Origin of the sequence: Methylorubrum rhodesianum (genome assembly GCF_014199985.1) — a bacterium.
Classification (GTDB): domain Bacteria; phylum Pseudomonadota; class Alphaproteobacteria; order Rhizobiales; family Beijerinckiaceae; genus Methylobacterium; species Methylobacterium rhodesianum.
In genome coordinates this window covers 186,767-210,492 of record NZ_JACHOS010000012.1, presented here as the reverse complement: position 1 = coordinate 210,492, position 23,726 = coordinate 186,767, and the positions used below count along the sequence as shown (strand labels likewise).

Annotated in this window: 20 protein-coding genes; 2 read left to right on the top strand and 18 right to left on the bottom strand. The window is 72.2% G+C overall.

Going from position 1 to position 23,726, the window contains the following annotated elements:
• Positions 1–426 precede the first annotated feature (426 nt).
• The 13 genes from HNR01_RS18550 to HNR01_RS18490 form a co-directional block, all read right to left on the bottom strand.
• Positions 427–2,580: a tetratricopeptide repeat protein gene (locus HNR01_RS18550; protein WP_183668994.1), complete on the bottom strand. Its 2,154-nt coding sequence runs from the start codon at positions 2,578–2,580 to the stop codon at positions 427–429.
• A 164-nt stretch (positions 2,581–2,744) separates the two neighbouring features.
• Positions 2,745–3,245: a PTS sugar transporter subunit IIA gene (locus tag HNR01_RS18545; protein ID WP_309236255.1), complete on the bottom strand. Its 501-nt coding sequence runs from the start codon at positions 3,243–3,245 to the stop codon at positions 2,745–2,747.
• Positions 3,242–4,000: a response regulator gene (locus HNR01_RS18540; RefSeq protein ID WP_183668992.1), complete on the bottom strand. Its 759-nt coding sequence runs from the start codon at positions 3,998–4,000 to the stop codon at positions 3,242–3,244. Before HNR01_RS18540 ends, HNR01_RS18545 begins: the two co-directional genes overlap by 4 nt.
• Before the next feature lie 36 nt (positions 4,001–4,036).
• The gene (locus tag HNR01_RS18535; RefSeq protein ID WP_183668990.1) at positions 4,037–6,778 is read right to left on the bottom strand and encodes a DUF4118 domain-containing protein; all 2,742 of its coding nucleotides are present in this window, start codon (positions 6,776–6,778) and stop codon (positions 4,037–4,039) included.
• Between the two features lie 22 nt (positions 6,779–6,800).
• Positions 6,801–7,406 (bottom strand): K(+)-transporting ATPase subunit C, encoded by a 606-nt coding sequence (locus HNR01_RS18530; protein WP_183668988.1) that lies wholly within the window; start codon positions 7,404–7,406, stop codon positions 6,801–6,803.
• A 13-nt stretch (positions 7,407–7,419) separates the two neighbouring features.
• Positions 7,420–9,510, bottom strand: coding sequence for a potassium-transporting ATPase subunit KdpB (kdpB, locus tag HNR01_RS18525; RefSeq protein WP_183668986.1), 2,091 nt, complete (start codon positions 9,508–9,510; stop codon positions 7,420–7,422).
• A gap of 59 nt (positions 9,511–9,569) precedes the next feature.
• Positions 9,570–9,767 carry a hypothetical protein gene (locus HNR01_RS18520; RefSeq protein ID WP_183668984.1) on the bottom strand — a complete coding sequence of 66 codons (198 nt, stop codon included), beginning with the start codon at positions 9,765–9,767 and terminating at the stop codon, positions 9,570–9,572.
• A gap of 2 nt (positions 9,768–9,769) precedes the next feature.
• Positions 9,770–11,485, bottom strand: coding sequence for a potassium-transporting ATPase subunit KdpA (kdpA, locus tag HNR01_RS18515; protein ID WP_183668982.1), 1,716 nt, complete (start codon positions 11,483–11,485; stop codon positions 9,770–9,772).
• Positions 11,486–11,518: 33 nt separating this feature from the next.
• Positions 11,519–11,608, bottom strand: coding sequence for a K(+)-transporting ATPase subunit F (locus tag HNR01_RS18510; RefSeq protein ID WP_183668980.1), 90 nt, complete (start codon positions 11,606–11,608; stop codon positions 11,519–11,521).
• A 573-nt stretch (positions 11,609–12,181) separates the two neighbouring features.
• Entirely contained in the window at positions 12,182–12,322 is a 141-nt protein-coding gene (locus HNR01_RS18505) for a hypothetical protein (RefSeq protein ID WP_183668978.1), read from the bottom strand.
• Positions 12,323–12,419: 97 nt separating this feature from the next.
• Positions 12,420–13,478, bottom strand: coding sequence for an ACR3 family arsenite efflux transporter (gene arsB, locus HNR01_RS18500; RefSeq protein WP_183668976.1), 1,059 nt, complete (start codon positions 13,476–13,478; stop codon positions 12,420–12,422).
• A gap of 10 nt (positions 13,479–13,488) precedes the next feature.
• Positions 13,489–13,950, bottom strand: coding sequence for an arsenate reductase (glutaredoxin) (gene arsC, locus HNR01_RS18495; RefSeq protein ID WP_183668974.1), 462 nt, complete (start codon positions 13,948–13,950; stop codon positions 13,489–13,491).
• The gene (locus tag HNR01_RS18490) at positions 13,943–14,302 is read right to left on the bottom strand and encodes an ArsR/SmtB family transcription factor (RefSeq protein ID WP_096486517.1); all 360 of its coding nucleotides are present in this window, start codon (positions 14,300–14,302) and stop codon (positions 13,943–13,945) included. Before HNR01_RS18490 ends, arsC begins: the two co-directional genes overlap by 8 nt.
• A 50-nt stretch (positions 14,303–14,352) precedes the next feature.
• Between HNR01_RS18490 and arsH the strand changes: the two genes are divergently transcribed.
• Positions 14,353–15,099 (top strand): arsenical resistance protein ArsH, encoded by a 747-nt coding sequence (gene arsH, locus HNR01_RS18485; RefSeq protein WP_096486518.1) that lies wholly within the window; start codon positions 14,353–14,355, stop codon positions 15,097–15,099.
• 43 nt (positions 15,100–15,142) lie between these two features.
• A complete protein-coding gene (locus HNR01_RS18480; protein ID WP_017484413.1) occupies positions 15,143–16,027 on the top strand; it encodes an alpha/beta fold hydrolase in 885 nt (294 codons plus the stop codon).
• A gap of 31 nt (positions 16,028–16,058) precedes the next feature.
• On the opposite strand, the gene HNR01_RS18475 is transcribed toward HNR01_RS18480, so the two are convergent.
• The 5 genes from HNR01_RS18475 to HNR01_RS18455 all read right to left on the bottom strand — a co-directional run bounded on the left by HNR01_RS18475 (position 16,059) and on the right by HNR01_RS18455 (position 23,669).
• The gene (locus tag HNR01_RS18475) at positions 16,059–16,274 is read right to left on the bottom strand and encodes a DUF6894 family protein (protein WP_017484412.1); all 216 of its coding nucleotides are present in this window, start codon (positions 16,272–16,274) and stop codon (positions 16,059–16,061) included.
• 234 nt (positions 16,275–16,508) lie between these two features.
• The gene (gene atzF / locus HNR01_RS18470) at positions 16,509–18,329 is read right to left on the bottom strand and encodes an allophanate hydrolase (RefSeq protein ID WP_183668972.1); all 1,821 of its coding nucleotides are present in this window, start codon (positions 18,327–18,329) and stop codon (positions 16,509–16,511) included.
• 356 nt (positions 18,330–18,685) lie between these two features.
• The gene (gene uca, locus HNR01_RS18465; protein WP_183668970.1) at positions 18,686–22,216 is read right to left on the bottom strand and encodes an urea carboxylase; all 3,531 of its coding nucleotides are present in this window, start codon (positions 22,214–22,216) and stop codon (positions 18,686–18,688) included.
• Positions 22,217–22,222: 6 nt separating this feature from the next.
• A complete protein-coding gene (locus HNR01_RS18460) occupies positions 22,223–22,840 on the bottom strand; it encodes an urea amidolyase associated protein UAAP2 (protein WP_183668968.1) in 618 nt (205 codons plus the stop codon).
• 16 nt (positions 22,841–22,856) lie between these two features.
• The gene (locus tag HNR01_RS18455) at positions 22,857–23,669 is read right to left on the bottom strand and encodes an urea amidolyase associated protein UAAP1 (RefSeq protein WP_183668966.1); all 813 of its coding nucleotides are present in this window, start codon (positions 23,667–23,669) and stop codon (positions 22,857–22,859) included.
• Positions 23,670–23,726: the final 57 nt, after the last annotated feature.

Sequence of the window (23,726 nt, the reverse complement as noted above, 5' to 3'; positions counted from 1 at the left end):
GGATCTGCCGGGTGTAAATCAGAAGCCACGGGGCAGCCCGAGACGCTGCGATCGAGGGGAGGATGCGCTCGATGATCGAGCGGCGGCCCGCAAACGGGGACGGAAGGCCCGGGATCGGTTCGAGGCGTCGGCGCGGATCCATCCCGGGCGAGCGTCGGCAGAGGCCTCGATCACGCCGCGTCCCGGTCCGGAGCCGGGCTGCCGGATCGATGGGGTGGCACGAGTCGTCGTCCGGTCGGCCGCCTCGGCTGCGGCGTGCCGCATGGGCTGCGCACCGGGGACGCACCGTGTCCGCCGCCGGCGGCACGCTGCGCACGGCATCGGGTGGCATCGACATGGCACTGTCCGGCGGTTCGCGCCTGCAGGCCGGTGCCGGTGCGGATCCGTCACCGACGGCTGACATGTGAAGCGGAGCCTCGGAGGATTCTAGGGTGATTGAGGCGTCTCGATCCAGCGCTTCCACATCGAGCGGAAGGCCTCGCCCATCTCCCGCGCGAAGCGGGCATGATCCATCAGCGGGCTGGCGTAGACGCGCTCGCGCAGGCCGGTGCGGAGCGCGCGCAGTCGGTTCGCATCGCGCGCAAGCGCCACCGCGCGGGCCACGTAATCCTCCGGCGTCTCGGCCGCCAGTTCATCAAGCCCGACCGTCGACAGCAGCGACGAGCCGACACTTGCCACCGCGTGGGTGCCGCGCAACGCGATAATGGGCACGCCCATGCTGAGGGTGTCGCAACTCGTCGTTCCGCCGTTATAGGGGAAGGAATCGAGTGCGATGTCGAACTCGTGATAGAGTTGGAAGTAGCCGGTCGTGGTGCGGGGATGCAGGCGCACCCGGTCGATCGGCAGCCCGGCTTTCGAGAGGCGGACTTCGACCTGCGCCCGGACCTCCGGCACCTCGACATCGCCCACGACCATGAACAGATGGGCGTCCGGCAGCCGCCTCAGGATCTCGGCCCAGGCCTGCAACGCACCGTCGCCGATCTTCTCGAAGCGATTCATCACGCCGAAGGTGACGAAGCCGTTATCCTCGAAAGGCGGGCGCTCGCGCACGGGAGCGACCCCCTCCGGCGGCTCGTAGGTCGCCGAGACACCCGGCAGCCACCACAGCGTCTCGGTATGCAGGCTTTCCGTCTGACCGGGCACGTCGAGACCATGGTCGGTCAGGCGGTAATCCATGGCGCGAAGGCCAGTCGTCGCCGGATGGCCGAGATAGGACACCTGGACCGGCGCCGGCTTGCGGGCGAAGACAAGCAGGCGGTGGCCGGCGCTGTGGCCCGACAGATCGACCAGGATGTCGATCGCGTCCGCCTCGATCAGATCGGCGGCCTCGTCGTCATCGAGGCCGGCGATGTTGTGCCAACCGTCGAACAGCGCGCGCAGGCGGGCCGAAACGGCGTCTTCCGCGGCCTGCGTCATGTAGGCCCGGGTCTCGAACTGCACACGGTCGAAGTGGCGCAGGAACGGCTCGATGAAGCGGGCGACGGCGTGGGTGCACAGGTCGCCCGAGACGAAGCCGATCCGCAGACGCCGGCCGGCATCCCGATCGTTGGCGAAGGGACGCCGCCGCAGCAGCGGATCGGCGAAGCGCGCGCCGAAGCTGCGCGCGTCGGCCGCGTAGCCGGCGTGCGGAACGCCCTCGGCATAGAGCTTGGCGAACAGCCGGTTGGAATGGGCGGTGATGTGCCCGGGATCGGTCGCGAGCGCCCTGTCGAAGCTCGCGATCGCCTCGCGCACGTGGCCGAGGCTCTTCAGGCCGCAGCCGAGATTGTTGTGCGCGTTGGCAAGCGCAGGATCGAGCGCGACGGCACGCCGCGCATGGCTGACGGCCGCGCCGTGGCGGCTGATGCGCTGATAGACGCCGGACAGGTTGGCATGCGCGATCGCAAGATCGGGATCGAGGGCGACCGCCCGCTCCAGGGCCGAGATGGCGCCGCTGTTGTCGCCCATCGTGATGAGAACGGCGCCGAGGCTGCTGAAATACGCCGCGTTGTCGGGCTCGCGGTAGATCGCGATGCTGAACAGGTCGAAGGCCTGCTGGTGCCGTCCCTTTCCCGCGGCGATGGCGCCCGCGAGATGCGTCGCGTTGGCATGGGTGTCGTCCAGGCCGATGACGAGGTCGGCCAGGGCTTCGGCCGCGGCGAGATCGCCCGCGTTGTAGCGCTCCTGCCCCCGCGCGAAGGCGTGATCGGTGAATTCCTTGAGCACGGAGCGGGAGCCGTCATCGGCGAGGCCGCGGCTGCGGAACTGCTCCATCAGGGCCCGCACCTCGCCGACCCGGTTCAGCACGAGGAGCGAGAGCGCGAGGGCGAGCCAGTAGCGCGGCTGCTCGGGGTCGGCCCTCAGGGCGGCGACGAAGTGCGGCACCGCCGGTCCGGCTCCGTCGGCCTTGCTGGTCAGGACACCGAGTTCATGGTGCGCCCCCGCGTGCTGCGGTGCAGCCTCGAGCAGGCGCTGAAGGTTGTTGCGCGCCTTCTGGAAGCGTCCGGCGACGCGGTGAGCGACGGCCTTGGACAGGGTGCGCTCAAGCGGGTCCGTCGCACCGCCGTGCTCGATCGTGCGTGACCTGCGTTGCCCGAGCATGCCCAACGTTCCTGTAACGCCAGGACGGTATCGGCCGGATGCCTAACAAGTTGTTAATCGGCCGAGCCCGCCGTCAACCATGGTCCGAGGCCGCGGATGCGGGCTTCGCTCGCGCCGCGCGGGCGTGCCGGGACGGCCTCCGCTCCGATCAGGCGCAGGCCGCCTTACGCCTTGCCGGGGGTCCGGCCGCTCACCAGCGCGTGGAGGCCGGTCGCGTCCCGCGCGCCGCGCAGGGCCGCCGCCCTCTCCGGGTCCCGCAGCCGGCGCGCGACGCAGGCCAGGGCGTTCAGAGGCTCGCCGCCACAGCCTGCGGGCAGCAGCAGCAGGAACACGAGGTCGACCGGCCGCTCGTCAACGGCATCGAAGTCGACGGGATCGCGCAGACGCGCCAGCAGACCGTAGGGCCGCCGGACGGCGTCGAGGCGGGCGTGCGGCAGGGCCACGCCCCCGCCGATTCCGGTCGAGCCGAGCCCCTCGCGCCGGACGAGGGCCGCGCGGATCCCGTCGGCGTCGAGATCGAGCGCCCCCGCCGCGCGCCCGGCCAGCGCGTCGAGCAGGGCGGCCTTGCCGGAGACCCGCAGGCCGTGGATCACGGCGTCCGGCGCGAGGATGCCGTCGAGGATCATCGCGTCGTCCGGCATCGGGCCGATCGGGGCCGGCCTCACGGATCCGTCCTCGCCGCGGTCCCGGCCGCGGGCGGCTCAAGGGCCGGATCGAGGGCCGGATCGAGGGCCGGCTCGTCGTCGGGCGCCCGCAGGCGGTAGCCGACGCCGGTCTCGGTGAGGAGGATGCGCGGGCGCTCGGGATCGGCCTCCAGCTTCTGCCGCAGCTGGCGCATGTAGACGCGCAGGTATTGGGGATCCGAGGAGACCGAAACCGCCTGCATCAGCTGGGCGTGGGTCAGCACCTTGCCGGCATGCATCACCATGACCCGCAGGAAATCGTACTCGCGCGGGGTGAGCTTCACCTCGGCGCCGTCGACCCGCACGATGCGCCGGACGAGATCGACCGAGAGGCCTTCGACCCGGAAGACCGGGCGCTCGCCCTGGACGGCGAGCTGGTGCCGCAGGGCCGCCCGCAGGCGGGCGAGGAGTTCCGCCATGCCGAAGGGCTTGGTGACGTAGTCGTCCGCCCCGAGATCGAGCGCCTCGACCTTGCCGCCCTCGTCGTCCCGGCTCGACAGCACCACCACGGGCAGGCCGGGATGGCGCGCGCGGATCGCGCGCAGCAGGTCGTGGCCGCGCATGTCGGGCAGGCCGAGATCGAGGATGACCAGATCGACCCTGTCCCGCCCCAGCACCGCCTGGGCGGCCGCGGCGCTGCCCGCTTCCAGGATGGCGTAGCCTTGCGTGGACAGCCCCATCCGCAGGAGCTTGCGGATCGGCGGCTCGTCGTCGATGACCAGGATGGTCGCGCTCATGGGATCGGACTCGGGGTCGGGCTCACGGAATCGGATTCATGCGGCGATGCCGTTCGCGGCGTCGTTCTTGGCAGCATCCTGCGCAGTCCCGGCAGGAACCGGAAGGGTGACGGTGAAGCAGGCTCCCGGGCGGTCGCGGCGGTTGGCGGCGGTGACGCACCCGTCCATCGCCTCGACGAAGCCGCGGGCGATGGCAAGGCCGAGGCCCGTGCCGGCGCGGACTCGGTCGCTCTTGCGCACCCGGTAGAACTTGTCGAACACGCGCTCGGCCTCCGCCTCGGGCAGGCCGGAGCCCTCATCGAGCACCTCGATGCGGACGGAGCCGCCGTCCCGTCGCGCGCGCACGGTCACCTCCGTGCCCTCGGGGGCGTATTTGCCGGCGTTGTCGAGGAGGTTGACGAGCACCTGCTCGAACAGGACCGGGTCGAGCCGCAGGGTCGGCAGGTCGGGGGGAACGTCCACCGCGACCCGGTGGCCGGCGAGCACCTTGTCCACCCGGCGCAGGGCGGTGTCGACGGTCTCGGACACGTCCTGGGGCGCGAGGTTGGGCGCCACGGCGCCGGCCTCCAGGCGGGTCATGTCGAGGAGGTTGACGATGAAGCGGTTCAGCCGCTCCGATTCCTCGATGATGGTCGCCAGCAGATCGGCCTTGGCCTCGGGCGGGAGCGCCGCGTCGAGGTCGCGCAGGGTGCTGGCCGCGCCGAGCACGGAGGCGAGCGGCGTCCTCAGGTCGTGGCTGATCGAGGTGAGGAGCGCGCGGGCCAGCCGGTCGGTCTCGGCGGCGCGCTCGGCCCGGTCGAGATCCTCCACCAGCCGCACGCGCTCGATGGCGAGGGCGCCCATATCGGCCAGCGCGTCGAGGAGGCGCCGTCCCTCCGGCGTCAGGATCGGCCCAGTGCCGTCGGCGTCGAGGCCGATCACGCCCAGGGTGCCGCGCCCGGTGCGCATCGGCAGGAACAGGCGGCGGGCGCCGGGCAGCGTGTCGGCGCCGCGCCCGGCCGGGCGGTCGTTGTCGAAGGCCCATTGCGCGGCGGCGCGGTCGGCCTCGTCCAGCCGGTCCTCGGGCGGGTAGCCGGCCCGCACGGTGACGGTCCCATCCTCGGGCAGCAGCAGCACGACCCGGACCTTCAGCATGGCCGCGACCTGCGCGGAGGTGGCCCAGAGCACGTCGTCGAGGGTGCCGCAGCCGGAAAGCTTGCGGGAGAAGCCGTAGAGCCGCTCGGTCGCCCGCGCCCGGCCCTGGCTGACGAGGGCCGACCGGCGCACCCGCGCGGCGAGGTTCGAGACGATGACCGCCACCACGGTGAAGAGAAGGAAGGCCGCGACATTGGTCGGGTCGGCGATGGTGAGGGTGTAGACCGGCGGCAGGAAGAAGAAGTTGTAGGCGAGCGAGGCCGTCACCACCGCCGCCAGCGACGGTCCCAGGCCGAGGCGCACCGCCACGGCCACCACCGCCGTCAGCAGGATCAGGTCGGCGTTCTCGACCCCCGTATAGGGCTGGAGCAGGAGCGCGAGGCCGAGCCCGGCGGCCGTCGCGGCGAGCGAGAGGGTGTAGGAGCGCAGGTCGAAGCCCGCGGGCGGCGCCAGGGTCGCCACCGGGCGGCGGGCCGCCGGCTCGTCCGACACGGCCGCCCCGGGAACCACGTGCACGCTGATGTCGCCGCTGCGTCGCACGAGATCGTGCACCACCGAGCCGTTGATCAGCTCGAACATCCAGGAGCGCGTCGCCTTGCCGACGACGATGTGGTTCACGTTGGCCGAGCGCGCATAGGCGAGGATGTCGTCGGCGACGCGCCGCCCGCCGGGCAGGGTGACGGCGTCGCCCCCGAGCCGGTCGGCGAGGCGCAGGGCCTCGGCGATCCGGTCGCGCTGCGTCTCGCTCAGGGAGGCGGCCCGCGGCCCCTCGATCGAGAGCGCCGTCCAGGGCGCGTGGAGACGGTCGGCCAGCCGCTTGGCGTAGCGCACGAGGCCGCTCGAGCGCGGGTCCTCGCTGACGCAGACCAGCACGCGCTCGCCCGCCGCCCAGGGGCCGGGGATCGCGTTGGCCCGCATGTGGCTCAGGAGCTCGTCGTCGACCCGGTCGGCCGTGCGGCGCAAGGCCAGCTCGCGGAGCGCCGTGAGGTTGCCGCGGGAAAAGTAGTGCCTCAGCGCCCGCTCGGCATTTGACGGAACGTAGACCTTGCCCGCCTTCAGCCGCTCGATCAGGTCGTCGGGGTTGAGATCGACCACCTCGATGTCGTCGGCCCGGTCGAGGACGCCGTCCGGCACGGTCTCGCGCACCCGGATCCGGGTGATCGAGGCCACCACGTCGTTGAGGCTCTCGACGTGCTGGATGTTCAGGGTGGTGAGCACGTCGATGCCGGCGTCGAGCAGCTCCTCGACATCCTGGTAGCGCTTCGGGTGGCGCGAGCCCGGCGCGTTGGTGTGGGCGAGCTCGTCGACGAGGGCGAGTTCGGGCCGCCGGGCCAGCAGCGCGTCGAGGTCCATCTCCTCCAGCACCGTGCCGTGATAGGGCACCGCGCGGCGCGGAATCGTCTCGAAGCCAGCGAGCAGCGCCTCGGTCTCGGCCCGGCCGTGGGTCTCGACCACGCCGATCACGACGTCGGCGCCGGACTTGCGCCGGGCGCGCCCGACGGTGAGCATCTCGTAGGTCTTGCCGACGCCGGGGGCGGCCCCGAGGAAGACCTTGAGCCGGCCGCGCGTCCGGGCCTCCCGGCGCGCCGCTTCGAGCAGGGCGTCGGGCGAGGGACGGTTCGGATCGCGGCCGGTTCCGGTCATGCGCCTTCCTCAACGGCGGACTTCAGCGGCGGGCAAGGTCGTCCAGGGCGAGGTTCAGCGCCAGCACGTTGACGCGCGGTTCGCCGAGAAGGCCGAGGGTCCGGCCCCGGACCTGGGCGGCGACGAGACCGCGCAGGGTGTCCTCGGGCAGGTTGCGGGCCCGCGCGACCCGCGGCACCTGGAACAGGGCCGCCTCGGGCGAGATGTCGGGGTCGAGCCCCGAGCCGCTCGCCGTGACGAGATCGACCGGCACCGGCCGGCCCGGATTCTCTTCCCTCAGCCGGGCGAGGTCGCCCCGCACGCGCTCGGCGAGCGCCGCGCTCGTCGGTCCGAGGTTGGAGCCCATGGAATTGGCCGCGTTGTAGGGCGCCGGCACGGTCGTGGCCGCGTCGGCCGGGTCCGGGGCGGTGGTGGCCGAGGGCCGGCCGTGGAAGACGCCGGCGCCGGTGAAGGATTGCCCGATCAGGGCGGAGCCGACGACCTTTCCGTCGCGCACGATCAGGCTGCCGGCGGCCTCGGCCGGGAAGATCGCCCCGGCGAGGCCGGTGACGGCGAGCGGGTAGGCGAGCCCCGTGACCGCCGTCAGGGCGACGAGGAGGACGAGGGCGGGGCGAAGCGGGTTCGACATGGTCGGTCTCTCTTTACGCGAGGTGGAGGGCGGAGACGGCCATGTCGATGGCCTTGATGCCGAGGAAGGGCACCAGCACGCCGCCGAGGCCGTAGACGAGGAGGTTGCGCCGCAGCAGCGCGGCCGCCCCGACCGCACGATAGGTGACGCCGCGCAAAGCCAGCGGGATCAGCGCCACGATGACGAGCGCGTTGAAGATGATGGCCGAGAGGATCGCGCTCTGCGGCGAGGCGAGGCCCATGACGTTGAGCGCCTGAAGCTGGGGGTAGAGCCCCAGGAACATCGCCGGAAGAACCGCGAAGTACTTCGCCACGTCGTTGGCGATGGAGAAGGTGGTGAGCGCCCCGCGGGTCATCAGCAGCTGCTTGCCGATGCCAACGATCTCGATGAGCTTGGTCGGGTCGGAATCGAGATCGACCATGTTGCCGGCCTCGCGCGCCGCCACCGTGCCGGTGTTCATGGCGACGCCGACATCGGCCTGGGCGAGGGCGGGCGCGTCGTTGGTGCCGTCGCCGCACATCGCCACCAGCTTGCCCTCGGCCTGCTCTCGGCGGATCAGCGCCAGCTTGTCCTCCGGGGTGGCCTGGGCCAGGAAGTCGTCGACGCCGGCCTCCGCGGCGATGGCGGCGGCGGTGACGGGGTTGTCGCCGGTGATCATCACCGTGCGGATGCCCATCCGGCGCAGTTCCGCGAAGCGCTCGCGGATGCCGCCCTTCACGATGTCCTTGAGGAAGACGACGCCCAGCAGCCGGCCGTCCCGCGACACCGCGAGCGGCGTCCCGCCGGCCCTGGCGATGTCGTCGGCGATCGCCCGCACCTCGGCCACGGCCTCGGTCTCGGCCGCCGGGTGGAAGGCGAGCGCCGCGTTCGAGCCGCGGGTCGCCATCGGCTGGCCGGAGACCGCGGCGATCACCGCCTCGACCGCGCCCTTGCGGATCGCGCTTCCCTCGAGGTCCACGCCCGACATGCGCGACTGCGCGGTGAAGGGCACGAACGCGGCGTTCAGCCCGGCCATATCGCGGGCGCGGATACCGTACTGCTCCTTGGCGAGCACGACGATGGAGCGGCCCTCCGGCGTCTCGTCGGCGAGCGAGGCGAGCTGCGCCGCGTCGGCGAGATCCTGCTCGGAGATGCCGCGGACGGGCCGGAACGCGGTCGCCTGCCGGTTGCCGAGGGTGATGGTGCCGGTCTTGTCGAGGAGCAGGGTGTCGACGTCGCCCGCCGCCTCCACGGCGCGGCCGGACAGGGCGAGCACGTTGAAGCGCACGAGCCGGTCCATGCCGGCGATGCCGATGGCCGAGAGCAGCGCGCCGATGGTGGTGGGAATCAGCGTGACGAACAGCGCCACCAGCACGATGACGGGAATCGACCCGCCCGCGTAGCTGGCGAAGCTCGGGATCGAGGCCACCGCGAAGACGAACACGAGGGTCAGCCCCGCGAGCAGGATGTTGAGCGCGATCTCGTTGGGCGTCTTCTGGCGCTCCGCGCCCTCGACGAGGCCGATCATGCGGTCGACGAAGGTCGCGCCCGCAGCCGCGGTGATGCGGACCTTGATCGCGTCGGAGAGCACCTGCGTGCCGCCAGTCACCGCCGAGCGGTCGCCGCCGGATTCGCGGATGACCGGCGCCGACTCGCCGGTGATGGCGGCCTCGTTGACCGAGGCGACGCCCTCGATCACCTCGCCGTCGGAGGGGATGAGGTCGCCGGCCTCGACCAGCACCACGTCGCCGAGCTTGAGCGAAGTGCCCGGCACGGTCTCGTAGCCGGCTCCCCCGCCGGTGAGGCGCTTGGCCGTCATCTCGGTGCGGGTCCGGCGCAGGCTCTCGGCCTGGGCCTTGCCGCGCCCTTCGGCCAGGGCCTCGGCGAAGTTGGCGAACAGCAGGGTGAACCAGAGCCAGAGGATGATCTGGCCGGAGAAGAACAGGTCGCTCCCGCCGGTGGCGAGGTCGCGCAGGAAAAGCAAAGTCGTCAGGGCGGCCACCACCTCGACCACGAACATGACCGGGTTGCGGATCATGGCGCGCGGATCGAGCTTCGTGAGCGAGCCGAGGAGCGCGGGCCCGACCAGGGCGGCGCTGAACAGGGATTGGGTCTGACGGGACATGGAGGGTTGCGTCCGGAAGGGGGCGACGGCCCGGCGCCTGCGGCCGGGCCTTGGATGGATCAGGGGGTCGTCCCGGTGGCCAGGGCGAAGGCCGCCAGCAGGGCGAGGGCGCCGAGCAGGGCGACGCCGAGGAGCGCCAGCACGAGGTCGGAGGCGCGGGTCGGTCGGAGCGTGCTTCCGTGCGCCCGGTGCCGGGGCGGGCGGCGCAGTGCCGGGTGGGGACGCGGCACGCGCCGGGAGGAGAGGGCGCGCGGCACGCTCAGCCCCCCGCCGGAAAGGTCTGCCCGGCCGCGCCGGCGAAGTGCTCGACGAGGGGGCCGAGCGCCAGCGACGGGAAGAAGGTCAGGCCGCCGATGATCAGCACCACGCCGACCAGCAGGCCGACGAAGAGGCCGCCATGGGTCGGGAAGGTGCCGGCGGAGGCCGGGACCCGCTTCTTGGCCGCGAGCGAGCCGGCGATGGCGAGCACCGGGATCTTCACGAAGAAGCGCCCGACCAGCATGCCGATGGCCAGCGTCGTGTTGTAGAACAGGGTGTTGGCCGTGAGCCCACTGAGCGCCGAGCCGTTGTTGGCCGCCGCCGAGGTGTAGGCGTAGAGGATCTCGGTGAAGCCGTGCGGGCCGGCATTGGCCGGGCCGGCCAGCCCCGCCGGGACCACCGTGGCCAGCGCCGTGAGACCCAGCATCATCAGGGGCAGGCAGAGGATGCCGAGCATGGCCATCTTCACCTCGCGCGCCTCGATCTTCTTGCCGAGATATTCCGGGGTGCGCCCGACCATCAGGCCGGCCACGAAGATCGCCACGACGACGAAGACGAGCATGCCGTAGAGGCCGGCGCCGACGCCGCCGATGATGACCTCGCCGAGCTGCATGTTGAGGAGCGGGATCAGGCCGCCCAAAGCCGTGAACGAGTCGTGCATGGCGTTGACCGCGCCGCAGGACGCGGCGGTGGTGATCACCGCGAACAGGGCGGAGGCGGAGAGACCGAAGCGGACCTCCTTGCCCTCCATGTTGCCGCCGGTCAGGCCGAGACCGCCGAGAACGCCATGGGCGTTGGCTTCGGCCCAGTAGGTGACGGCGACACCCGCGAGGAAGAGCAGCCCCATGGCGGCGAGGATGGCCCAGCCTTGACGCTCGTCGCCGACCATCCGTCCGAAGACGTTGGTCAGCGCCGCGCCGATCATGAAGATCGCCACCATCTGCAGGAAGTTCGACAGGGCGGTGGGGTTCTCGAAGGGGTGGGCGGCGTTGGCGTTGAAAAAGCCGCCGCCGTTGGTGCCCAGCATCTTGATCGCGACCTGGCTCGCCACGGGCCCGACCGCGATGGTCTGCCGCGCGCCCTCCAGGGTGGTGGCCTCCACCGAGGGGGCGAGCGTCTGCGGCATGCCCTGCGAGACCAGGAACAGCGCGATCAGCAGGCAGAGCGGCAGCAGCACGTAGAGCGTGGCGCGGGTCATATCGACCCAGAACGAGCCGAGCGTCTTCGTCGAGGCCCGGGCGAACCCGCGGATCAGCGCCACCGCCACCGCCATGCCCGAGGCCGCCGAGACGAAGTTCTGGTGCGTCAGCCCCAGCATCTGGCTCAGGTAGGAGAGCGTGGTCTCGCCGCCGTAGGACTGCCAGTTGGTGTTGGTGACGAAGCTCGTCGCCGTGTTGAAGGCGAGGTCCGGCGCCACCGCGCCCTGGTCCGCCGGGTTGAGCGGCAGCACCGCCTGCAGGCGCAGGATCGCGTAGAGCAGGACGAAGCCGGCCACGTTGAAGACGACCATCGCGCCCGCGTAGCCGAGCCAGGTCTGTTCCTGGCGCGCATCGATGCCGGCGGCGCGGTAGAGCCCGCGCTCGACCGGGGCGAGCACGGGGGAGAGGACGGTGCGCTCGCCGTTGAAGACCCGGGTCATGTAGGCCCCGAGCGGCTTCACGAGCGCCAGCACGACCGCGCCGTAGAGCGCGATCTGGAACCAGCCGTTGAGTGTCATGGGAGAGGTCCGTCAGGGGCCGCTCGGACCCGCTCAGAGGCGTTCTGGGCGGACGAGGGCGTAGGTGAGGTAGACGAGGAGCCCGGCGGTCACGAGGGCGCCCAGCGCGAGGTCGAGGGTCATGGCGGCGTGCCTCAGAGGCGCTCGCAGAGCGCGGCGTAGCCGGCGGCGAGCCCGAAGAAGGCGAGGCCGCCGAGCAGGAAGACGATGTCGAGCATGGTTGGGTCGGTGTCCGTTCGGCCGGCGGCCGCGGGCGCCCCGCGGCCGATCCGGGCCGGCCGCGAAAATGGACGGGAACCGCGTTAGGGTTCGAGAGGAAGAGGGATGCGATCTCATAAGGATCGCATCAGGATCGGCCCGCTCCCGGCTTCGGCGACCCCGCCGGCCACGTCTCCAGCGACGTCTCCGGCCGCCAAGCGCCTTGAAGCGCACGGCAGGCGCCGGGCGCCGCAAGACCGGCGGTCCCTGAGCGAAGGGCTTCGGGGCAGGCGGCCCGCCACCGGGCGCGATCGACCCGGATCACGCCGGTATCGGCCTCCGCGAAGCCGCGATAGGGCAGGCCGCAGGCGGGGCAGCGTCCGCCGACGGGCCGGAGCCCGCCACCGCGATCCGGCGCATCCGCCTGCCCGGAGGCGGCCGGGGGGCGCGGTGCGGGACCGGCGAAGCGCGCCCAGGGGCCGAGACGAAACCCGCGGCTCACGATGCGGGCAGCCCGTCGAGGACGGTGAAGGCCAGGATCGCAAGGGCGATCGCCGACCACGCGCCGAGGCCCAGGATCACCAGGGCCAAGACGCGGTCGGCCCTGCATTCGGCGGCGATCTGCCGGAGGACGGTCATGCGGTGCGCTCCACACGGGCGAAGGCCCGGTGGCGCGAGAAAGCCCGCCGACCCCGTTAGGGAACAAGCCGAGGACGGGACCCTCGGTCTCAGTCCGTCATAAGGATCGGCCATCGGGGTCGGTCGCCCCCGTCGCGCCGCGCTCGTACCAGCTGCGGCTGCGGTTCACGACCCACACCACCGAGAGCATCACCGGCACCTCGATGAGGACGCCGACCACGGTCGCGAGCGCCGCACCCGAGTCGAAACCGAACAGGCTGATGGCGGCGGCTACCGCGAGCTCGAAGAAGTTCGAGGCCCCGATCAGGGCCGAGGGGCCGGCGACGCAGTGCTGCTCGCCCGCGATCCGGTTCATGAGGTAGGCGAGCCCCGAATTCAGATAGACCTGGATGAGAATCGGTACCGCCAGGAGCGCGATGACCGCCGGCTGGGCCAGGATCTGCCCGCCCTGGAAGCCGAACAGCAGCACCAGGGTGGCGAGCAGCGCCGCCAGCGACACCGGCCCGAGCCGGGCGAGCATCCGGTCGAGCGCGGCCGGGCCGCCGGAGGCGATGAGGCGGCGCCGCAGGACCTGCGCGACGAGGACCGGGACCACGATGTAGAGCCCCACCGACAGGACCAGCGTGCCCCAGGGCACCGTGATGGCCGAGAGCCCCAGGAGCAGGCCGACGATGGGGGCGAAGGCCACCACCATGATGGCGTCGTTCAACGCCACCTGGCTCAGCGTGAAGTGCGGCTCGCCGCGCGTCAGGCTCGACCACACGAACACCATCGCGGTGCAGGGCGCGGCCGCGAGGATGATGAGCCCCGCGACGTAGCTGTCGATCTGGTCCGCCGGCAGATGGGGCCGGAACAGGGTGCCCACGAACAGCCAAGCCAGCGCCGCCATCGAGAAGGGTTTGACCGCCCAGTTGATGAACAGCGTCACGCCGATGCCGCGCCAGTGCCGCCCGACCCGGCGCAGCGCCGCGAAGTCGATCCTGAGCAGCATGGGGATGACCATCAGCCAGATCAGGACGGCGACGGGCAGGTTCACCCGCGCGATCTCGGCCGCGCCCACGGCGTGGAAGAGGCCGGGCAGGGCGTGGCCCAGCGCGATGCCGGCCACGATGCACAGCGCCACCCAGAGGGTGAGGTAGCGTTCGAACAGGGACACGGGCGCTTCCTCAGGCGGTGGCGATGCGGCGCCCCTGCGCGTCGACGACAGGCTCGCCGTCCTCCTTCACGAACTCGCCCTGCTGCGGGGGCAACAGGTCCAGCACCGTCTCGGACGGGCGGCACAGGCGCACGCCCCTCGGGCTCACGACCAGCGGCCGGTCGAGGAGGATCGGGTGGGCCTCGAACGCGTCGAGGAGCTGCGCGTCGCTCAGGGCAGGGTCGGCGAGGCCGAGCTCGGCATAGGGCGTCCCCTTCTTCCGCAGGGCATCGCGAACCGAGAGGCCGGCACGGGCGAGCAAATGCCCGAGCAGCGCCCGGCTCGGCGGCGTCTTCAGGTACTCGACCACGTGCGGCTCGATGCCGGCGTTGCGGATCATTGCCAGCGCGTTGCGCGAGGTGCCGCAGGCCGGGTTGTGGTAGATCACGACGTCGAACGGCGCAGGCTTAAGCGCAGGCAGGTGGTCAGGCATGGGCGGGGTCTCCGGCAGGGCCGCCGCAGGGGGAGAGGGCGGCGAGCGCGGTCTCGCAGACCTCCGGCCGGCCCTGGCAGCAATCGCGCATCAGGAAGGCGATCAGCGCCGACAGGCCGGCATAGGCGGCGCTGTAGATCACCGACTTGCCCTCGCGCCGGGAGGTGATCAGCCCGGCATGGGCGAGTTCCTTCAGGTGGAAGGAGAGGTTGGTGCTCGCGATTCCGACCGCCGCCGCGAGCGCGCCGGCCGCCAAACCCGCCGGCCCGGCGATGACCAGGGCGCGCACCACCCGCAAGCGGTGCTCCTGGCCCAGCGCGGCGAAGGCCGCGAGGGCTTGCCGTTCGTCCATGATTGATCCATCAATCCAACGTTTGTTGAAACGTACGGAGAGCAGCCGTCTTGGACAAGCCCCAGCAGCCCTTCTCCGACGGGATGCCGAACCTCTCGCAGGCCCATTTCGAGGTGCCCACGGCGGAACGGGTGGAAGCGCGGACGCCGTTGTCCCACGGACCGCGCCTCCTCATCCTCTACGGCTCGCTGCGGGAGCGCTCGTTCAGCCGCTTCCTGGCCTACGAGGCGGCGCGGCTGCTGGAGGCGATGGGCGGCGAGGTGCGGATCTTCCACGCCCACGGCCTGCCGCTGCCCGACGACGCGGCGGCCGACCATCCGAAGGTGCAGGAGCTGCGCGCCCTGTCGATCTGGTCCGAGGGCCAGGTCTGGGTCAGCCCGGAGCGGCACGGCAACCTGACCGGGGTCATGAAGAGCCAGATCGACTGGCTGCCCCTGAGCGAGGGATCCGTGCGCCCGACGCAGGGGCGCACGCTCGCGGTGATGCAGGTCTCGGGCGGCTCGCAGAGCTTCAACGCCGTGAACAGCCTGCGCCTGCTCGGGCGCTGGATGCGGATGGTCACCATCCCGAACCAATCCTCGGTGCCGATGGCCTACAAGGAGTTCGACGAGGCCGGCCGGATGAAGGCCGGCCCGCTCTACGACCGGGTGGTCGATGTCTGCGAGGAGCTGATGAAGTTCACCCTGCTGGTCCGCGGACGCGCCGACCACCTCGTGGACCGCTACTCCGAGCGCAAGGAACGCGAGCCGGCGCGGCTGGCGGCGGTGGCCGCCGATATCGGCTTCGCCAAGCGGTAGGGGCCCCGCCGATCGAGGGGCGGATTCGGCTGAGGTGCGAAGGGTGACGGCAGATCCGTTTCTGGCGGGCTTCACGCTCCGCGACATCGACGCCGACGGCCTGCGCATCCGCGCGTCCGTCGGCGGGTCCGGTCCGCCGGTCCTGCTGCTGCACGGGCATCCGCAGACCCACGCGACCTGGCACGCCGTCGCCCCGCCGCTCGCCGAGCGGCACAGCGTCGTGGCGATGGATCTGCGCGGCTACGGCGATTCGGAGAAGCCGGAGGGGGCCGAGCGCCACGCCAACTACGCCAAACGCGCCATGGCCGCCGACGCGGTCGCGGTGATGCGGCGCCTCGGCCACGACCGCTTCGCCGTGGTCGGGCACGACCGCGGCGGGCGGGTCGCGCACCGCCTCGCGCTCGATCATCCCGAGGCCGTCACCCGGCTCGCCGTGCTCGACATCGCGCCGACCGCGACGATGTACGCGCGCACCGACAAGGCCTTCGCCACGGCGTATTTCTGGTGGTTCTTCCTGATCCAGCCGGCGCCCCTGCCGGAGCGCCTGATCGCGGCCGACCCGGAATTCTTCCTGCGCAGCCATGTCGAGGGGCAGTCGAAGACGCCGGGCAGCCCGAGCCCGACGCTGTTCGCCGAGTATCTGCGCGTCTACCGCGATCCGGCCACGCGCCACGCGATCTGCGAGGATTACCGGGCGGCGGCGGGAATCGACCTGGAGCACGACGCGGACGACGCCGATCGGCGGATCGAGGCGCCCCTCCTGGCGCTCTGGGGCGCCAGGGGGACGGTGGGGCGGACCTACGACGTGCTGGAAACCTGGCGCGAGAAGGCCCGGGACGTGCGCGGCTTCGCCCTCGATTGCGGCCACACCCTGCAGGAGGAGCGGCCCGACCTCGTGCTCGCCGCCCTTCGCGACTTCCTGACTTGAGCGCGCTCCGAATCCGCGGCCCCGCCGGCCGTCACACGAACGGCCTCACCAGCACTCGGCGGCCGCTGAGGTCGTGCACGGTGACGTGCCACTCCGACCAGTCCTCGCGGTCGGCGAGGCTGCTCATCACCGCCTGAGCCACCTCGTCGGCGCGCCGCACGAGGCGGTCGGGAACCCGGATGTCCTTGCCCTGCGCGTCGAACACGCACTCGTAGCCGTTCGTCGCGTGGAAGCGGTAGCGTGCCATCTGCGCCCATCCCTCCTGATCGACTCTGAAAGACGCTTGTTCGCCTTTCGTTCCATATGAGGACAGGATGTGGAAAAGGGCAATGCGACGGACAGCACCAGCAGGGACTTACACCCGGTTTTGATCGGCGGACCGGGCTGTGGACAGGCTGGCGCCGCCCCGGCTCGGCCGACGGTCCGTGCCGGCGTCGCATCGCTCTCGCCCCTCACCCCACGAGCGGGGCCCCGGCAACCCTCAGGCCGCGGCCTCCCCGGAGGCGAGGTAGGCGCGCCAGCCGCCGTGCCCGCTGATGTCGCGCGCGTCCGTGAGCCCGGCCGCCTCCGCCAGAAACCCCTTCGGCGTCGTGCCGTCGGACAGCGACAGCGTCCCGATCGCCAGCGGCGAGGGGATGCCCGCCACGAAGCGGCCGAAGGCGTCCGGCGCCAGCGCCCACACCTCGGTCTCGATCACGGCGCCGGAGCCGGGCGCGACGCGGATCAGGCCGGGCCGGGCCGGCGGGCCGCCGGGGAGGGCGTATAGGCGGTAATCCGGGCTCGTCGCGACGGCGCGCAGGAAGCGGGCGCCGCGGGCGGTCAGCTCGCCGTTGAGCGGCAGGCCGGACAGGTGCGCGCCGACCACCGCGACCTCGATCTCCTCGCCCTGCGCGCGATCCCCGCGCGGCGCGGGCTCCGCCGGGACCGGCACGCCGCTCGCCCCGAGGGTGGCGCCGGCCGCTTCGTGGAGGCGGGCCCCGAGTTCGGCGAGGAGCCCGTCGGCCCCGCGCGGCGCGATCAGGGTGACGCCCGACGGAAAGCCGTCGCCGCGCCGCCGGCCCGGCACGGCGAGGGCGCACAGGTCGAGCAGGTTGACGAAGTTGGTGTAGGTGCCGAGCTCGCTGTTGGGGCCGACCGGGTCGGCGGCGAGGTCGGCGACCCGGCGCGGACGCGGATAGGTCGGCACCACGAGCACGTCGATCCCGCGCCAGACGGCTTCCGTGGCGCGGCGGAGTTCGGCGAGGCGGTAGAGGCCGGCGAAGGCGTCCGCCGCCGCGTGACGGGTGGCCGCGCCGATGATCGCCCGGGTGGTCGGGTGCAGGGAATCGGGGCGCGCCTCGATGAAGCCGCGGATCGCCTGATAGCGCTCGGCCACCCAGGGGCCGGCATAGAGGAGTTCCGCCACCGCGAAGAAGGGCGCGAGATCGATGTCGGCCGTCCCACGCCCGAGCACCGCCCGGAGGTCGGCGAGCGACGCGTCGAACGCCGCCTCCGAGAGCGCGTCGCCGCCGAAGATCCGGCCCGCCGCGTCCGGCACGCCGACGCGCAGGCCGGGCGGCAGGCTGCCGGGGCGGGGCGGGACGGGCAGGGCGCGGGAATACGGATCCTGCGGATCGTAGCCGGCGATGATCCGGTAGACCGTGTCGGCCTCCGCCACGGTGCCGGCGAAGACGGAGAGGGTGTCGAGCGTGCGGCAGGCGGGAACGACGCCCCGGCCCGACACGCTGCCGAGGGAGGGCTTCAGCCCCACGATGTTGTTGAGGCCGGCCGGCACCCGGCCCGATCCCGCCGTGTCGGTGCCCAGCGCGAAGGCGACGAGGCCGCGCGCCACCGCCACCGCCGAGCCGGACGAGGAGCCGCCCGGCACGACGGCCGGATCGCAGGCGTTCCTCGGGGCCGGGTAGGGCGTGCGCAGGCCGACCAAGCCGGTGGCGAACTGATCGAGATTGGTCTTGCCGACGAGCAGCGCGCCGGCGGCGAGCAGGCGCTCGACCGCCGGCGCGGTCGCCGACGGCGTGGAGGCGAAGTCGGGGCAGGCGGCGGTGGTGGGCAGGCCCGCCACGTCGATATTGTCCTTCACCGCGAACGGCACGCCCCAGAGCGGTTTCTGCGCCGGGTCGAAGGGGCCGAGGGCGCGGGCGGCGGCCTGCATCTCCGCCTCCGGCACCCGCGCGAGGAAGATGCCGGGATCGTCCGCGGCGGCGATCCGGCGATAGGTCTCGGCCACCACCGCCTCGGGCGAGAGCCCGTCGGCATAGGCGGCGTGGAGCGCGCTCAGGCTCGGGAAGGCGGGAACCGGCATGGATCTCTCACGTCCGTGAAAGGGCGTCGTGCCGGCGGCACCTCGCCCGGAATGCGAAGAAGGTTTCTGGCGATCCGAGCCGGCCGCGAGGCTCGAAACCCTTGTTTTTGCCTCGCCCCGAAAGCCGGCGGCCACCGTTCGGGACGGTGCCCTATCGCGGCGCCCCGCGGCCCCGGCCGCCCCGCGGCAGCCGCCCGGCGGCCTTGGCCTGAAGGCCCAGCACGACGAGGCCGAGGAGCCCGGCGAGGGCGCGGTGGATCTGCTGCATCATCGGCCGTCTCCGTGTCGGTGCGGGGATCGCGCCGGGCGGGGCCGCCGTCCGGGCGCCGGCGGTCCTTGCAAGATCCGGCCCGGCCTCAGATCTCGAGGACCGCGACGAGGTCGCCGCCGCGCAGGGTGCGACCGGGCTGGGCCCGGATCTCCCGCACACGGCCGCCGACGGGGGCGGTGACCGCGACCTCCATCTTCATCGATTCGAGGATCGCCACCGTCTGGCCGGCCGCGACGGCCTCGCCCTCGCCGACGAGAACCTTCCAGACATTGCCCGGCACGGTGGTCGGCACGCCCTCGCAGCCCGGCGGGATCGCGGCGGCCTCCTCGGCCGGAGCCTCGTCGGCGACGAAGCTGTCGAGCCCCTCCGCCTTCCAGCGCTCGCGCTCGGCGGCGAAGGCCGCCTGCTGGCGGGCCTGCGCGGCCTCGATCTCGGCGGCGTTGTCCGCGAGCATCGTCCGGTGCGCGGCGTAGGAGAACGTGCCCTCCTCGATCCGGATCGGATAGGCCCCGTGCGGGAAGGCGGCGCGCGCCTCGGTCAGCTCGGCGTGGCTGACGGGGACGAAGCGGATGCGGTCGAAGGGCCGCAGCAGCCAGGGATGACCGGGCACGAAGTCGCGGGTCGTGCGCCACGTGTTCCAGATCTGAATCGTGCGCCCGAACAGCTGGTACCCGCCCGGCCCCTCCATGCCGTAGATGCACATATAGGCGCCGCCGATGCCGACGGCGTTCTCCGGCGTCCAGGTGCGGGCCGGGTTGTACTTCGTCGTCACGAGGCGGTGGCGCGGATCGACCGGGGTTGCCACCGGAGCGCCGAGATAGACGTCGCCGAGCCCCATCACCAGGTACTCGGCGTCGAAGATGATGCCGCGCACCGCCTCTTCGTCGGGCAGGCCGTTGATGCGGCGGATGAACTCGATGTTCGACGGGCACCAGGGCGCGTTGGGGCGCACCAGTTCCTGGTACTTGCGCATGGCGCGTTCCGCCTGCGGGTCGTTCCACGACAGCGGCAGGTGCACCGTGCGGCTCGGGACGCTGACATCCTCGGCCGCCGGCAGGCCGGCCTCGATCTCGCGCAGCAGCCCGAGGAGGCGGGGGCGCGGCAGCGCGGCGCCGTCGTAGTGGATCTGCAGCGAGCGGATGCCCGGCGTCAGGTCGATCAGCCCCGGCAGGCGGGCGGCGCGCACCGCCTCGGCGAGCAGATGGACCCGCAGCCGCAGGCCGATATCGAGGGCCATCGGGCCGTACTCGACGAGGAGGTTGTCGTCGCCCTGGCGGCGATAGGCGACCGGCACCGGGCCGGTCTCGTCGCGGGCGAGGATGGGTGAGCCGGGCACGGCGTCCTCACCGCCGATCAGAGCGGGCGCGGCGACTGCGTCCTCCGGCCTCGCCAGCGGCCGGAACCGCACGCGGTCGCCGGGCCGGAGCTGACCCATCTTCCACAACTCGTCGCGGGCGATGACGCCCGGGCAGACGAAGCCGCCGAGACTCGGGCCGTCGGGGCCGAGCAGGATCGGCATGTCGCCGGTGAAGTCGATGGCGCCGACGGCGTAGGGGTTGTCGTGCAGGTTGGAGGGGTGCAGGCCTGCCTCGCCGCCATCGGTCCGGGCCCAGCGCGGGGTCGGGCCGATCAGCCGCACGCCGGTGCGGGCCGAGTTGAAGTGAACCTCGTAGGACGCCGAGAACAGGTCGGCGATGTCGGCCTCCTGGAAGAAGTCCGGCGCGCCGTGCGGACCGTAGACGACGCCGATCTCCCAATCCTGCGTCAGCGGCGCCGGCTCGGGCGGGTCGGCATCCACCGCCGGCGCGTCGCCGAGATGGAGCACGTCGCCGGCCTTGAGCACGCCGGTGGCGTGGCCGCCGAAGGCGCCGAGCGCGAAGGTGGCCCGCGAGCCGAGCACCACGGGCGCCGCGAAGCCGCCGCGCAGCGCCAGGTAGGCGCGCTGGCCCGGCCCCTCGATCGCGCCGATGGCGAGCGTCTGGCCCGCCCGGACCGGGAACGCCGCGCCGTGCGGCCGGGCCTCGCCGTCGAGGGTGAGCCGCATCGCGGCACCCGCGAGCGCCACGAGGGTGTCCGCGTGGAAGCGCAGCGTCGGCCCCGAGACGGTGAGTTCGAGGGCGCAGGTCTCCTGCCCGTTGCCGACCAGAGCGTTGGCGCAGCGGAAGGAGCGGGCATCCATCGGCCCGCTCGGCGGCACGCCGACCTCCCACAGGCCCAACCGGCCGGGCAGCTCCTGCAGGCTCGATTGCGGGCCGGGCAGCAGAACCTCGATGCTGCGCGGGCGATAATCGAGGTCGCGCAGGGCCGTGGTCGCGACCCGGCCGCTGGCGAAGAGATCGGAGGCGGCGATGGTGCGCAGGTAGTCGAGATTGGTCTCGATGCCGGAGACGGCGGTCTCGGCGAGCGCCGCCCGGAGCGCCGCGATCGCCGCCGGCCGGTCGGCGCCGGTGACGATGATCTTGGCCAGCATCGGATCGTAGAACGGCGTCACCTCGGTGCCCGCGTCGATCCAGCCGTCGATGCGGGCGTCCGATGGAAACCGCACCTCGGTGAGCAGGCCGGCGCTGGGGGAAAAATTGGCGTGCGGGATCTCGGCGTAGAGCCGCGCCTCGATCGCCGCGCCCCGCGGCACGAGCGGGCCGGCCTCGCCGATCGGATCCTCGCCCGCGGCCTGGCGCACCATCCATTCCACGAGGTCGATGCCGAACACGGCCTCCGTCACCGGATGCTCGACCTGGAGCCGCGTGTTCACTTCGAGGAACGAGAAGTTTTCGCGATCCGGATCGTAGATGAACTCGACCGTGCCGGCCGAGGCGTAGGCGACGCTTGTCGCCAACGCCACCGCCGCGGCGTGGAGCCGGGCGCGGACCGTGTCGGAGAGGCCGGGGGCCGGCGTCTCCTCGATCACCTTCTGGTTCCGGCGCTGGAGCGAGCAGTCGCGCTCGCCCAAAGCCACGACGCGGCCCCGCCCGTCGCCGAAGATCTGCACCTCGACATGGCGCGCCCGCGCCACGAAGCGCTCGAGATAGACCCGGGCATCGCCGAAGCTGGCCCGCGCCGTGCGCTCGACCGCGGCGAAGCGCTCGGCCAGTTCCTGCGCCGAATGGCAGAGCTGCATCCCGATGCCGCCGCCGCCCGCCGTGCTCTTGAGCATGACGGGGTAGCCGATCGCCTCGGCGGCACTCAGCGCGGTCTCGACGTCGGGCAATAGATCGGTGCCGGGCAGGAGCGGGACGCCGCTGGCCTTGGCGAGGTCGCGGGCGGTGTGCTTGAGGCCGAAGGCGCGCAGATGCTCCGGGCGCGGGCCGATGAAGATGAGGCCCTCCGCCGCCAGCCGCTCGGCGAAGCCGACATTCTCCGAGAGGAAGCCGTAGCCGGGATGGACGGCCTCGGCGCCGGTCGCCTTGCAGGCGGCGATGACGGCCTCGACGTCGAGATAGCTCTGCGCGGCCGGCGCGGGGCCGAGGCGCACGGCCTCGTCGGCGGCGAGCACGCCGGGGGTGAAGCGGTCGGCGTCGGAATAGACGGCGACGGAAGCGATGCCCATGCGCTTGAGCGTGCGCACGACGCGGGCGGCGATCTCGCCGCGATTGGCGACCAGAACCTTGCGGAACATCTCGGATCAGCCCTCGCGCACCGTCACGCGGATCGGCGTGGGGTTGAAGCCGTTGCAGGGATTGTTGATCTGCGGACAGTTCGAGATCACGCAGATCACGTCCATCTCGGCCCTGAGCTCGACGTAGTCGCCGGGGGACGAGACGCCGTCGACGATGGCGAGCCCGCCATCCTGCTCGATCGGCACGTTCATGAAGAAGTTGATGTTCGGCACGATGTCGCGCTTCGACAGGCCGTACTTCGCCACCTCCATGGCGAAGTTCTCGCGGCAGGCGTGGAGATACTTGGTGGCGTGGCCGAAGCGGACGGTGTTGCTCTCGCAGGAGCAGGCCCCGGCGGAGGTGTCGTGGCGCCCGCAGGAATCGGCGGTGACGACCAGCATCACCCGGCCCTCGTTCGACATCACCCGCGTGCCCGTGGTGACGTAGGCCGCGCCCTGCGCGCGCACCGTATCCTGAGACGAGTAGCGCTCGCCCATGTCGTCGGCCCGGTAGAACAGGGTGTCGACAGCCTGGCAGCCTTCCATGTCCTCGATTCGGATCGTCTGGCCGGCCCGCACGAGGGTGGAGAACGGCGCCTGGGCGGGCACGACCTGATCGAAAAGCGTGGTCACGGTATTGGTCATCGGTCTTGCCTCCCCCTCAGAAGCCGGCAGCGGCGTTGTTCTCGAAGCCGCGCACGGCCTCGATCGTGGCGGTGCGGCAGAGGTCGTCCGCCGCCGGGGCAGGCGCCCGGAAGCGGGTGACGGCGACCGGGTTCGGCGCGTAGTCGGGGGCCGGGTCGAGGGGGTGGGGGCAGTTCGAGAGGGCGACGGTCAGGTCCATCTCGGCGCGCAGATCGACGAAGTCGCCCGCCGCGCGGCCGGCCGCGTTCCAACTGAGGCGGCCCTCCGGCCCGACGACGACGGGGGCGAAGAAGGTGATGCAGGGGGGGATGTCGCGTCGATCGAGCCCGCTCTTGAGGGCGGCCAGCACGAGGTTGTCGCGGGTGTTGCGGTGCGGGCCGCCGGCATAGCGCGCCGCGTTCGAGGCGGCATCGGACCCACCGGTCAAGGCATCGTGCGCCCCGCAGGAATCCTCGATGATCGAAAACATCACCCGGCCCATGTCGGAGAACAGCACACGGCCCTTCCGCAGGGCGGCCGTCCACTGCACCTTGACGGTGTCGGCGTAGTTCAGCCGTTCGCTCGGATCGGCGGCCGACCACGCCACCAGCGCGACGCTCGACGGGCCGTGGTCGAGGCCGAGGCGCAGCGCCTCGCCGGCTTTCAGCGCAGTGGTCCAGTACCAGCCGCCGGGGATCGTCTCGCGGTGGAGGATCGCGGTGGCGTCGAGGGGCATGCCGTCGCGCGGGCTCGGGCCGGGCAGGGCGCGCGGGGCGTGGCCCTGGCCCGCCCGCTTCAGCTCCTCGTAGCGGCGGCGGTTCTCGGCGATCGCACTCGCTTCATTCGACATTGCGCATGTCTCCGATGAGGGCCGGGTCGTCCCGGTCGAAGCGCCCTGTCGCGGCCG